The sequence below is a fragment of the Pseudopedobacter beijingensis genome (genome assembly GCF_042678145.1).
GTDB lineage: Bacteria > Bacteroidota > Bacteroidia > Sphingobacteriales > Sphingobacteriaceae > Pseudopedobacter > Pseudopedobacter beijingensis.
In genome coordinates, this window is the sequence record NZ_JBHUDG010000017.1 from 114,072 (window position 1) to 128,184 (window position 14,113).

8 protein-coding genes are annotated in these 14,113 nt (G+C 38.0%); all 8 read left to right on the plus strand.

The window, feature by feature from the left end; translation table 11 throughout:
* Positions 1-7: 7 nt before the first annotated feature.
* The 8 genes from ACFSAH_RS11550 to ACFSAH_RS11585 all read left to right on the plus strand — a co-directional run bounded on the left by ACFSAH_RS11550 (position 8) and on the right by ACFSAH_RS11585 (position 13,696).
* Entirely contained in the window at positions 8-1,393 is a 1,386-nt protein-coding gene (locus ACFSAH_RS11550; RefSeq protein WP_379662895.1) for a TolC family protein, read from the plus strand.
* A 19-nt stretch (positions 1,394-1,412) separates the two neighbouring features.
* Positions 1,413-2,453, plus strand: a complete 1,041-nt coding sequence (locus ACFSAH_RS11555; protein ID WP_379662896.1) for an efflux RND transporter periplasmic adaptor subunit — start codon at positions 1,413-1,415, stop codon at positions 2,451-2,453.
* Positions 2,454-2,481: 28 nt separating this feature from the next.
* On the plus strand, positions 2,482-5,565 hold the full coding sequence (locus ACFSAH_RS11560) for an efflux RND transporter permease subunit (protein ID WP_379662897.1): 3,084 nt from the start codon (positions 2,482-2,484) through the stop codon (positions 5,563-5,565).
* 297 nt (positions 5,566-5,862) lie between these two features.
* Positions 5,863-6,555 (plus strand): response regulator transcription factor, encoded by a 693-nt coding sequence (locus ACFSAH_RS11565; RefSeq protein WP_379662898.1) that lies wholly within the window; start codon positions 5,863-5,865, stop codon positions 6,553-6,555.
* Positions 6,545-7,900 (plus strand): sensor histidine kinase, encoded by a 1,356-nt coding sequence (locus ACFSAH_RS11570; protein WP_379662899.1) that lies wholly within the window; start codon positions 6,545-6,547, stop codon positions 7,898-7,900. Before ACFSAH_RS11565 ends, ACFSAH_RS11570 begins: the two co-directional genes overlap by 11 nt.
* 295 nt (positions 7,901-8,195) lie before the next feature.
* A complete protein-coding gene (locus ACFSAH_RS11575; RefSeq protein ID WP_379662900.1) occupies positions 8,196-9,479 on the plus strand; it encodes a TolC family protein in 1,284 nt (427 codons plus the stop codon).
* Positions 9,479-10,585 (plus strand): efflux RND transporter periplasmic adaptor subunit, encoded by a 1,107-nt coding sequence (locus ACFSAH_RS11580; RefSeq protein ID WP_379662901.1) that lies wholly within the window; start codon positions 9,479-9,481, stop codon positions 10,583-10,585. Before ACFSAH_RS11575 ends, ACFSAH_RS11580 begins: the two co-directional genes overlap by 1 nt.
* Before the next feature lie 9 nt (positions 10,586-10,594).
* Positions 10,595-13,696, plus strand: coding sequence for an efflux RND transporter permease subunit (locus ACFSAH_RS11585; protein WP_379662902.1), 3,102 nt, complete (start codon positions 10,595-10,597; stop codon positions 13,694-13,696).
* Positions 13,697-14,113: the final 417 nt, after the last annotated feature.

Here is a 14,113-nt window from a genome sequence, read left to right on the forward strand (position 1 = left end):
TTTATCCATGAAGTTAACACTGTTAATAATTAAAACACTGTTCGTTGCTTTGTTGTTTGTGTGTGTAGGTACTGTAAATGTTGCTTTTTCGCAAAGCGGAATATTAGATAGCTATATAGAGGAGGGATTCAGGAATAATCTGGTGCTTCAGCAAAAGAATGTTTCATTGGATAAGGCTACACTGGCTTTAAAAGAAGCCAAAAGTTTGTACCTGCCTAATATAGATGTACAGGGAAGTTATACCACAGCAACAGGTGGGCGAAGTATACAGCTACCCTTAGGCGATTTAATGAATCCGGTATATGCTACCTTAAACCAGCTAACGCAAAGTAATAACTTTCCGTTCCTCGAAAATCAGTCCATAGATTTTTTACCGAAGAACTATTACGATGTACATGTAAGGGCTTCTGTACCTATCCTTAATACAGATCTTTCATTTAATAAGCAGATTAATGCACAGCAGATAGCTTTAAAAGACTTTGAAGTCACCATCTATAAGCAAGAGTTAATAAAAAATATAAAACACGCTTATTACAATTATCTGAAAGCACAAAAAGCATTAAGTATTTACCGCTCAGCATTGGACTTGGCCGAAGAGTCTAAACGGGTAAACGAAAGGCTTTTGGCTGCGGGTAAAGGATTGCCTGCTTATGTTTTAAGATCCAACAGTGAAATAGAGCAGGTAGAGGCCGAGCTTACACAAGCTACTCAGAATGTTGAAAACTCCAGGCTCTACTTTAATGCCTTGCTAAACAGAAATCAGGCAGCAGTTATAGATACATTGTATAATGCAGATTTAGCCTTGTCAGCAGCTAAGCAATTATTGGTGACAGCTACAGACGTATCTGACAGGGAAGAAATTAAATCTTTGGAAAAACTGGTAGATATTCATGAAAACCTGATCAGTATGAACAAGAAATTTAGCGTCCCTAAAGTAAATGGTTTTATTGATTTGGGTTCACAAGCAGAAGATCTGCGTTTTAATAAACAATCCCGTTATGCGATGTTAGGTGTGCAAATGAATATGCCATTGTTTAACGGCAACAGAAATCGTTTTAAAATACAGCAATCTATGCTGGATCTCAAAGATAGTCAGCTAAACCTGGAGTGGTCTAAAAACCAGTTAACATTAAGTGCGCAGGTAGCGCAGAACAACTTACGGTCCGTTTATAAAAAGTACGAATCGTCATTAAAACAATTAGAATCCGCATCAGCCTATCAAAGGTTAATAGATAAAGGCTATAAAGCAGGAACACATACTTATATAGAAACTATTGATGCAAGAAACCAGCTAACGGCAGCAAGATTGTCTTCTCTGGTTAATAAGTATCAGGTACTGACGGCTGCGGCAGATCTGGAACGAGAAATATCTAAACCCAAAACATCTTTATAATCATTGAAAAAACAAACAGATGAAAACTAAATATCTATTATTGTCTATGGGCATTTTATTTATTGCCTGTGGTCGTAAAGCAGAAAAAAGTACTTCTTTAGGAAACGATGAACCTGTTCCGGTAAAGGTAATGGATATAGCAGAAGAAGCAGCACAACAGGTTATTGCAGTATCGGGATTTTTTACAACCGATAACGAAACGCTATTGGCATTTAAAAATGGAGGTGTTATTGATCAGGTTTTGGTTAAAGAAGGAGATAGGGTTAAACGCGGGCAATTATTAGCTTCATTAATTCCCACAGAGGTAGATGCAGGTTTTACACAGGCAAAATTAGGAGAAGAAAAAGCAGCAAGAGATTATGCCCGGGCAAAACAGCTGTATAAAGACAGTGTGGCAACGTTAGAGCAATTGCAAAATGCCGAAACTGCCTTACGCATAGCAAAAGAGCAATTGAGGGCAGCTCATTTCAATAAAGATCAGAATTATCTGCGGGCATCATCAGAAGGTTTTATACTGAAAAAATTAGCTAATAATGGTCAGGTAGTAGGACCCGGAACACCCATATTACAAGTTAACAGTACATCAGGGAATAACTGGTTGCTAAAAGTAGGAGCAAGCGATAAACAGTGGACAGCCATTAACATTGGAGATAAAGCCCGCATAAAAGCAGAAGCATTGGCCGATGAGCTGGAAGCATCTGTATTTAAGAAATCTGAAGGTGTAGATCCCGCTTCCGGAACGTTTACCGTTTATCTGAAATTAAATGCTGCGGGTCAATCTAAAATAGCCTCCGGTTTATTTGCCAATGCAGTTATCTATCCGCAAAGCACCAGTCGCAGCTGGAGTGTCCCGTTTGACGCATTAATGGATGGAGACGGTGGCAAAGCGTTTGTTTTTATTACGCAGGATGGTAAAACAGCCCATAAAATACCGGTTCGTGTAAAAGAAATACAAAGCAACCGTGTGTTAATAGATAGCGGTTTGGAAAGCACCAAATCCATTATTATTTCAGGAAGTGCTTACCTCACAGACGGAACCCCTATCACTATAAAGAAATGATGTTTATTAAAAGACTAGTTAATCAGTAATGAATTTAGCTTCATACTCAATAAAAAACTATCAGTTTACCTTAACCATGGTGTTAATGGTATTGATAGTAGGGATAACTACCATGCTTTCTATGCCCAGGGCAGAAGACCCCGAGATGCGTACCCCTATGTTTCCTATTGTGGTTATTTATCCGGGAACCAGTCCGGCAGATATGGAAGAGCTGGTGGTAAAACCTATGGAAAGTCGTATTTATGGGTTGGATAATATCAAACAGATTAAAACAGCTATATATGATGGTTTAGCCGTAGTCAATGTAGAATATAAATTTAGCAGCGATTACGACAGTAAGTACCAGGAATTGGTGCGGGAAGTGGCTACTTTCAGAAGTATACTGCCCAATGATATTTATGATATCCATGTAGAAAAAGTAGATCCGGATGGAGTGAGTGTTTTACAAATGGCATTGGTTTCTGAAAATGCATCACGCAAGGCATTGAAAAATGTTGCCGAGAGATTAAAAGATGAACTGGAAAAAATACCGGCATTAAAAGAAGTTAAAATTAGTGGCTTACCCGAGCAGTTGGTAAAAGTAGATGTTAAACCGGATTTACTGGCGCAGAAGAAAATTCCGCTCAATACTGTGGTAGATGCGATACAAAGTGAAGCAGCAAATATTCCGGGAGGGAGCGTAATAGGAGGCGGTAAATCGTTTAGTGTAAAAACCAGTGGCAATTATCAAAGTATAGAAGAAATCAAGAATACAATTGTGTACAGCAATGGAGGAAAAAACACTTTATTGAGAAATGTAGCAGATGTATATCCCGATTTTGCACCAGACGACCATACAACCCGGTTAAATGGCTACCGGTGTTTACTTATTAACGCTGCCCAGAAATCAGGAGAAAACATTAGTAAAACACAGGAAGCCTATCTTCCGGTAATTGAAAAGTTTAAGGAAAGCCTTCCGGCCAATATGGACCTGGTTCTGAGTTTTGATCAGGCAGATAATGTAAATAATCGTTTAAGTGGTTTAGGGATTGACTTTCTGATAGCAGTTTCGCTGGTACTGATCACTCTTTTACCTTTAGGTGGTAGAGCTTCTTTAGTGGTGATGATTGCTATTCCTTTATCCCTATCTATTGGTCTTATCCTGTTAAATGCTTTTGGATTCAGCTTGAATCAGCTCAGTATTGTGGGTTTTGTGGTGGCCTTAGGATTATTGGTAGACGATAGTATTGTAGTTGTAGAAAATATAGAAAGATGGTTGCGGGAGGGATATTCAAAAACAGAAGCAGCAATAAAAGGTACCGGTCAGATCGCTATGGCTGTAGTAGGTTGTACAGCAGCATTAGTAATAGCCTTTATGCCATTGATGTTTATGCCAGAGGCCTCAGGAGAATTTATCCGAAGCCTGCCTGTAGCCGTTATCAGTACTGTGGTAGCCTCTATGGTGGTTGCTTTAACCGTAGTTCCCTTTCTTTCCAGTCGCTTATTAAAACCACATGAAAACCCCGAAGGAAATATAGTATTACGAACTTTTCAAAAGATAATTCATAATACATACGCTGTATTTTTAGATAAGGCCTTAAAGAAACCAGTAAAAACAGTGCTCATCGCTTTGGTCATATTTGCGGGTTCGGTAGCCCTTATTCCGGTAATAGGCTTTAGTTTGTTTCCGCCATCAGAAAAACCACAGTTTCTGATCAATATCATGGCACCTCAGCAGGCTAACTTCTTATATACAGATAGCTTAACCCGTGAAATAGAAAAAGAACTGGCGAAAATACCAGAGGTAGAATATTATACTTCAAACGTAGGAAAAGGGAATCCACGTATTTACTATAATGTGGCACAACAAAACCAACGTACAGATTTTGCAGAAATATTTGTACAACTAAAAAAAGAAACAAAAGCCAATGAAAAAGTAGAGATTATAGAAAGACTGAGGGAAAAATGGACCACCTATCTGGGAGCAAAAATAGAAGTCAAAGATTTTGAGCAGGGAGTTCCTGTTATCTCTCCGGTAGAAGTGAGGTTAATGGGCGATAATTTAGATACTTTACAACGTTTGGCGGCAGAAGTAGAACAAATGCTGATAGAAACAGAAGGAACTATTTATGTGAATAATCCAGTCAAAAACAATAAGGTAGATATCCGTTTAAATGTAGATAAAGAAAAAGCATTAAGTTTAGGGGTACCCAGCGTGGCTATAGACAGGACTGTAAGAATGGCCATTTCCGGTTTTGACATTGCCCGTTACAGTAATCCACAAAGCGATAAAGATGATTATAAAGTACGGTTAAGTGTACCTAGAAGTTCGTTTCCGGACTTGTCTGTTCTAAACAACCTGTATGTAAATAATGTACAGGGCAGTGCCGTTCCTTTACAACAATTGGCAAACCTCACTTTTGAAAGTTCTCCCGTTACCATTAAGCACCATAATAAAATAAGGATGGTTTCTGTAAACTCTTTTGTAAAGAAAGGATTTTTGAATGATAAGATTATCAATGAAGTGATCCAGAAAATGGATGCCAAAAAACTTCCCGATGGTTACCATTATCAGATGGGAGGAGAGGTAGAAAGCCGTAAAGAATCTTTTGGTGGTTTTGGTACCGTGATACTGGTTACCGTATTTATGTTTATTGCGGTCCTGATACTGGAGTTTAAAACTTTTAAAAGTACATTAATTGTACTATCGGTTATTCCATTAGGTATTGTGGGGGCCGTGCTGGCTTTAATGGTTACTGGTAATACATTGTCCTTTGTAGCTACCATAGGTATAGTTGCCTTGGCAGGTATAGAAGTTAAGAATACCATATTGCTGGTAGATTTTACCAATCAGCTACGACGCGAAGGAATGTCATTAGATCAGGCTATAGAAAAAGCAGGCGAAATCAGGTTTCTGCCTATTATTTTAACCACTTTAACAGCCATAGGAGGTTTGTTGCCTATTGCCTGGTCAAATAATCCATTAATTTCACCTTTAGCAATTGTGATGATAGGCGGGCTTATCAGTTCGACGTTATTGTCCAGAATTGTAACCCCGGTGATTTATAAACTTATGCCGCCAGCTATAGAAGTAGAAGACGAAAGTAAAGAAGATAATAGTGCGATAGCATAAAAACAAAAGCGAACATCAGACCTCCTTGTTATCGTTAAAATTTAGGGATAGCAAAGAGGTTTTTTGTTTTTCCCCTGGCAATGTCTTTCTAAAAGGGCCTTGCATTAACCAACGCTATCATCCATTGCCTTTCAGAGACGATTTGAGAAGAAGATATAAACTAAAAAGAATCTGATTATGATATTTTAAGCAGGTTTTAATGAGTTTTTAATCTGTTAGCTGTTACTTTTGCTGAGAGAATACCTATGCAGGTCAAAAAAATATTGATTTGATAGTATTTCTGATTATATTGAGTATATGGTCAAAATACTTTTAGTGGAAGACGATACCCGGGTGGCTTCATTCGTTAATCAGGGCTTAACAGAAAATCTATATCAGGTAAAAACAGTCAATACCGGTACAGAAGCTGTTCAGGAGGCTATGGTAAACGAATATGATATCATTATTCTGGATATTATGCTACCGGATATGGATGGCTTTCAGATCTGCAATTTGTTAAGGCGAAGAAAACTTATTACGCCCATTATTATCCTGAGTGCATTGGATAGTCCGGAAGAGAAAGTAAAAGGTTTGCAGAGCGGAGCAGATGATTATCTGTCAAAGCCGTTTTTATTTGACGAACTTTTAGCCAGGATTAATGCGCAGCTAAGACGGATGGAATTTAGTAAGGGCATTATTGAGTTTCAACGTTATGCAGGTGTAGAAATCAATGTAGACGAACAAAGTGCTACCCGTGACGGTAAGGAATTAAATTTGTCCCCATTGGAATACAAATTGCTCTTGTTTTTTATGAAAAACAGAGAAAAAGCATTGTCCAGAGTAAGTATAGCTCAAGCCGTATGGAATATTCACTTTGATTATACCACCAATACGGTAGACGTTTATATCAATTTTCTAAGAAAGAAACTGGATAAAGGATTTTCTCAACCATTATTGCATACGGTAAAAGGAACAGGATATATGCTAAAGGCAAAAGAAGATGGGCATTAGGCAAAAACTTTCTTTAAGGTCAACATTCATATTTGCAATAACTTTAAGTTTTGTAGTTTTCGGAACTTATCTGTTATTCAAATATCATACAGAACAAATGTACAACAGGAGGCTATTTGAAAGAGCAAGAATTGCCGCCTATTTTTATCTCGAGAAAGATGAAATGAATGAAGGTCTTTATACAAATATAGAAGAACAGTTCAGGCGAATTTCTAAAGAATCCATCCGTTTGTACCATGCCAGTGATAAAAAGATTTATGTTGATGATACCCTGAGTTTTTCTGTGCCCGATGCCATTTTGGATAAAGTAGCGTCCTTAGGTGCATACAATACCAGAATAGATGGAAGACAGGTGGTGTGCCTGTTTTATAAAGATAATCAGGGAGATTTTATTGTGGTAGCATCAGGAGTAGATGAAACCGCTGAACAGCAGTTGGTAGCATTGCGTTGGATGCTTTTAATTTTCTGTGTGCTGGGGCTTATTATTCACTATTTTCTGACGAGTATTTTAGCCAACAGAACATTTAAACCTTTCTCTAAAATTATAACCAAAGTAAATGCCATAAAACCAGAGGACTTAAGCGTTAGGTTAGATGTCCCGGAAGGTAATCCTGACGAAATCAAAAACCTGATCACCACGTTTAATTATTTCTTAGAACGTCTGGATCGCAGTATGATGATTCAGCGTAACTTTCTAAAAAACGCATCACATGAACTCAAGACTCCTTTAGCCGTGTTGATTGGTGAAATAGAAATAGCATTGAACCAACCTCGCAGTAATGAAGAATACAGAGATTTTCTGTTATCTATGAAAAGAGATGGTCTGCATTTAAAGTCTATCATAGAAGGCTTACTAACTCTGTCCAGTCTGGAAATGCCCACGCAGCATCAAATGAATAAAATCATGATAGATGAAATTTTGTGGGAAGTGCTGGATAAGAAACAAATAGAATATAAAGACCTTAAAGTATCTGTAGACTTAAAGGATGTTGCCGAGTCGCAGGAATTGCTTGTTATTCATGGAAATAAAGATCTTTTGTTTGTAGCCATCAATAATATTATAGACAATGCTATAAAATTCTCATATCCAGAACCTATTAAAATTAATGCAGAAGTAGCTGATGGAAAACTGGTTTTGAAGATTATAGACCAGGGTCCGGGAATAGAAGAAAAAGAGCAGGAAAAAATCTTTGAACTGTTTTATAGAAGTAAACCCAATAATCATGTAAAAGGTTATGGAATAGGCTTATATCTAACCAAGCAAATATTGGATCTTCATCATATTGATATTGCAATAGAAAGTAAGCGGGAGAGCGGCACAGAAGTAAGTATTACTTTTCCTTAAAACAAAACCCAAACTATCTTATCACATAACACCAGCCGAAGGCATTGCCAAATGCTAGTCGATAGTCCATTGTCCATTGTCCATGGTCGATAGTCCATAGTTCAAAAGCTCATCGTTCATCATTTTTATGGCCCATAGTTCCCCCGTTCATCATTCATTATTCAAAAGTTTATCATTCAATAACTATTAAAGTTCATCATTCAGCAAAAACACTAATCAAATTTTAATCTGAGGTGAAAGTCCTTTTAATCTGACGCAGCTACTTTTGTTTACTAGAAACAAATTAAATAGATATATGTCGGTGCGATTAAGACGTATTTTATTTGCTGCATTTTTTAGTATACCCGTATTAGCATTTTCGCAGCAAGTAGATACATTAAAACTAAGCTTGCAGGAAGCAGAGAAAATTTTCCTGCAGAACAACCTGCCTCTCATTATTGAAAAGTTAAACATTAATCAGGCAGATGCCAGAATATTGCAGGCAAAAGTGTGGCCTAACCCACAATTTACATTGGAAGAAGTGCAGCTCTTTGTAGATGGCACTACAGAAGAAATTCCTCCTTTGTTTGGTAACTTCTGGAGAGACCGAAATGTAGCCGCCCAGTTAGAACAATTGGTTTATACAGCCGGGAAACGCAGAAAAACCATTGCATTGGAAATGCGTAACAAAGATTTAGCAGAGACAGCTTTTACAGATTTATTACAAGCTTTGAAAACAGAGTTCAGGCAAAATATGGCCGAATTGCTGTATCTGCAGAAAGTACAGGGTGGATACGATTTCCAACTGGCTGAAGTCAATAAACTGCTAAAAGTTCAGGAACTTCAACTTAAACAAGGTAATATTTCGCAGGTAGAGTTATACCGTTTAAAAGCCTTACAGATTTCTTTACAGGGAGAGGTAAATGGTTTGCATGAGGACATTACCGAAAAACAAATGGAGTTGAAAACCCTGATGTTTTTAGAACCCAAAACCTATCTGGTTGTAGCTGATGAAAATATAGAAGAAAGCGTACAGAAACTGAAGCAATACAATTTGCAGGAGTTAATAACCCTATCTGATAATAATGCGGGATTGAAAGCCACCAGAGACCAGATTAAGATTAGCGAGGCACAGCTGGCTATTGAAAAAGCAAATAAAGTTCCCGATCTGAATTTAAAGGTTAGTTATGACAGACAGGGTAGCGTGATGCGCAACTTTGTAGGCTTAGGTGTTTCGTTAGATTTGCCATTGTTTGACAGAAATAAAGGGAATATCAAAGAAGCCCAGTTTGAGCTGGAGAAAAGCGTACTTACAGAAAAACAAAAAGTTTCAGAATTAAATAATACTGTCTTTAAAAAATGGACAGACCTTAATAAATCCATCCAGTTATACGAAAAAATAGATAAAGACTACCTCGATAAACTGGAAGGCATGAGTCAGTCTATAACCAAGAGTTTCCAGCAACATCACCTGAGTTTATTGGAGTTCCTTGATTTTTTTGAATCCTTCAGAGAAAGTAAAGAAAAGTATTACGAATCATTAAAAAATATCATTCTTAAAAAAGAAGACCTTAATTATTTAATAGGAGGCGAATTATAATGTTAAATATCTATAAACACTCTATATATGTTTCTTTGTTTGCTTTAGCTCTGTCGGCATGCAACGGAAATAAAGAACAGGAAGCAGAAAATGTAAATCAGGATAGTTGCCTGATGACTCCTCAGTTAAGAGGAATAATCCGTACAGATACCTTGTTAATAAAAGATATTAGTCAGGAAATAGAGCTTACAGGAAGTGTAAGTTACAATCAGGACGAAATTTATAATTACCAGTCTTTGGTGAGTGGTGTTATCCAGAAAGTTAATTTTAAGTTGGGCGATTTTGTACAAAAAGGACAGGTCTTGGCAGAAGTAAGAACGACTGAATTTAACGACCAGAAATCCGAGCTGTTAAAAGCCAAATCTGAATTGAAACTGGCTAAAAGAAAACTGGAATCAACCAAAAACCTGCATGCAGACGGAGTAGCATCAGATCGTGATTTAATAGAAGCTCAAAACGAAGTGTCTTATGCCGAGATAGAAATAGAACGTATCCAGGAAACCTTAAAACTACAAGGTGGTAATATAGAAAGAGGGATACTCACTATTAAAGCACCGGCAACCGGATATATTGTTCAAAAGAAAATTACTGTAGGAACGCAGATAGATGCAGGTGAAGACGAGCTGTTTACGCTATCTAACCTTAAAAAAGTTTGGGTACAGGCTAATGTATTTCCTAACCAACTGGAAAGCGTTAAAGTCGGACAGGCTGTAGAAATCATTACGACAGCGTATCCTGATAAGGTTTTTTATGGTAAAATAGACCGGTTATCCAATGTGTTTGACGAAGAAGAGCGCGTGCTAAAAGCCATCATAGAAATTGATAATGCTGACTTAAGGTTAAAACCTTCGATGATGGTAGGGGTACATATTTACAAACCTGCCGGAGGTACCGCATTGGCCATTCCTAAAGATGCCGTACTATTTGAGAATAATAGCTATAAGGTAGTTATAGATAAGGGCGATTGCGATGTTCAGGCCGTACAGGTAGAGCCTATAGGAAAAGACAGACGCTATTATTTTGTCAATAGCCAGTTGCTTAAAGAGGGAGATCGGGTAATTACGCAAAATCAACTACTGATCTATAATCAAATTAAGGACAGATAAAATCGCAGGATGACAAATTTTATTGAAAAGATAGTAAGTGGTTCGTTAAAAAACCACGTTATAGTACTGTTTATGGTCTTCTTGTTGGTTGCAGCAGGAATCATAGCAGTAAAACATACATTAATAGAAGCCTATCCGGATGTTACCAGTACCCGGGCAAGAATTATTACCCAATGGCCAGGCAGAAGTGCCGAGGAAATAGAGAAGTTTATAACACTTCCTATCACCAAAGAAATGAATACCATCCCGGGTAAAACAGACGTTAGGTCTATCTCCCTGTTTGGGCTTTCTGTGGTAACCGTCAACTTTGAAGAAGATATTACCGATTTTTATGCACAGCAGTACGCTTCTAACAGAATGCGTAATGTTGATTTACCAGACGGTGCCGATGCAGAAATAGAACCGCCTTCCGGTGCTACAGGAGAGATATTCAGGTACGTTATCAAAGGCGAAGGTAAAGAAATAAAAGACCTGTCTACCCTGCAGGAATGGGTGGTAGAACGAGAGCTTTTGGCAGTACCCGGTGTAGCAGATATAGTGAGTTTTGGTGGCGTAGAAAAAGCTTATGAGATAAGTGTAAATCCTATAGAGCTGGAAAGTTATGACCTTACTGCCCTGGATGTATTTGATGCGGTAAGCAATAGTAATATTAACGTAGGCGGAGACGCTATCCTTAAAGGAAGTCAGGCTTATGTAGTACGTGGTATAGGTTTACTGGATAAAGTGTCGGATATAGAGAATATCCTCATCAAAAATGTTAAAAATACCCCTGTACTGGTAAAGAATGTAGCCGAAGTTAAAATTACAGGCAAGCCAAGATTAGGACAGGTGGGCTTAAATGATGATGATGATCTGGTGCAAGGTATTGTGGTAATGCTGCGCGGCGAAAACCCCAGTGAGGTCATAGACAGGTTAAAAGATAAAATAGAAGACCTTAATACCCGTATTTTACCTAAAGATGTTAAGATAGAACCCTTCTTAGACCGTACCACACTGGTAGATAAAACCGTAAAAACAGTAACCCATAATCTTATAGAAGGAATTTTATTGGTTTCTGTAGTGGTATTTGTATTTCTTTACAACTGGAGATCAACAGTTATTGTGGCTTCCGTTATTCCGCTGTCATTCCTTTTTGCATTGATTATGTTGAGGGTACAGGGGCTTTCGGCAAATCTTATTTCCATAGGAGCGGTAGACTTTGGACTTCTACTGGAGGGAACGCTGGTTATTGTAGAACACGTTTTTGTGGGGCTAGACCGACGGGCCAAAGAAATGGGAATGCCTGCTTTTAACCTGATGCCTAAAGATGGCTTTATCAGTGACAGGGCAAAATCAGTAGGTAAGTCCATACTTTTTGCACAGCTTATACTCATTATTGCACTACTACCTATATTTACTTTCCAGAAAGTAGAAGGTAAAATGTTCTCTCCGTTGGCATTTACTTTAGGTTATGCTTTACTTGGATCGTTAATATTGAGCTTAACCTATGTTCCCGTAATGTGTAAATTATTGCTGAACAAGAATGTAGTAGATAAGCATAATCCGGTAACCGAATGGTTTATGAATGGGATTTACAATCTATTCCAATTTTGTGGAAAGCATAAGAAAGCCACCATTATATCTTTTGTAGCCCTTCTGTTAATAAGTGGATTAGGTTTTACAAAGATAGGAACCGAGTTTATTCCTAAACTTAACGAAGGTTCTATATACATTAGGGCAACATTACCCAATAGCGTTAATCTGGACGAATCAGTCAGGCTCTCCAATGAAATGAAGAATAAACTGAGAAGTTTTGAACCGGTGAGTTTTGTACTTACACAAACAGGAAGACCTAATGATGGAACTGATCCGACAGGGTTTTTTAATATAGAATTTCACGTTCAGCTGAAAGATCAGGAGGACTGGACTACCAAAATTACCAAAGAGCAACTGCTGGAGCAGATGCAGGATACCTTAAATGTTTATCCCGGAATAGTGTTTGGATTTAGCCAGCCTATTATGGATAACGTAGAAGAATATGTAGCAGGAGTAAAGAGCTCGTTAGTAGCCAAAGTATATGGCGATGATTTGCATCGTCTGGAAGAAACAGCAGACAGTATTGCTGCGGTGATTAAAAATGTGGATGGGGTAGAAGATATTAATGTTTTCAGAAACATTGGTTTGCCAGAACTCAGAATTGCCTTAAGCGAAACAAAGATGGCCAGATATGGAGTAACCATGGCAGATGCACAAGCTGTTGTGGAAATGGCGATAGGAGGAAAGGCAGCTTCCAAGTTCTACGAAGACGATCGGATGTTTGATATCAGGATTCGTTACGATGAGCGCTACAGAAAGTCCGAAGAAGAAATTAAAAATATATTGGTACCCGCAGTTGGCGATGCTAAGGTCCCTTTATCAGAAATTGCCAATATAGATTTCCATACCGGACCCGCATTTATTTACCGCGAGGGCAGTAGCAGGTATATTGCCATAGGTTTCTCTGTCAGAGGCAGAGACCTGGGTGGAACTATTGCAGAAGCACAAAAGGCAGTAGCCAAAAAGGTTAAGCTTCCGGCATCTTATAATCTGGAATGGGCAGGTGAGTTCGAAAGTCAGCAACGCGCTATGGGCAGGTTAACATTTATTGTTCCCATCTCATTATTATTGATAGGCTTTCTGCTGTACATCAATTTTGGCAATATGAAAGACACACTGCTTTCATTAATAACAGTTCCGTTTGCTTTTATAGGTGGTTTTATATCTCTGTTTGTAACCCATACTATTTTTGGTATCTCTGCAGGTATAGGTTTTATTATCCTTTTTGGAGTAGGAACCATAGATGGTATTATCCTGATTTCGGTGATGAAGAATTATCTGGACAGAGGAAAGCCATTGCAAGAAGCCATCTCAAGTGGTGTACGTGATAGAATCAGACCTGTATTTATGATTGCCGTGATGGGATCCTTTGGATTATTACCGGCAGCATTGTCATCAGGTATTGGATCCGAGATACAGAAACCACTGGCCATTATGATTGTTGGCGGACTTCTGGTATGTATGTTGTTGAGTTTGTTGGTGTTACCGCAAATGTTTTATTATGCATACAGGAAACAGGAAAATTTAGGAGAATAACACCATATATCATATTAGTTTAGTTGAAGGGAAGGAGATAGGCATAATTTTATGTCGCTCCTTTCTTTTTTAGGAAGAACTTTAATAACTATTGAATGATGAACTGGGGAGACTATGAATGATGAACTGGGGAGACTATGAATGATGAACAATGAATGGGAGCGATGAACAAGAAACTCATAAAGATGAATGTTGAGCTATGAACTAGTGAATGATGAACTAATAACTATGGCCCCTCGACCATTAACTAAACGCATCGTCATGTCAACTGGAGTGGAACGGAATGGAGACATCTGTTAGTTTTATGGCGGTATGGAATTGCAACTTAAAAGTGGAGACTTTTTATGCTACTAATTTCTGTTTTTTCCGATAGAACATTTCCATTTCATTAGGCGTTCTATATCCAATTGCAGAATG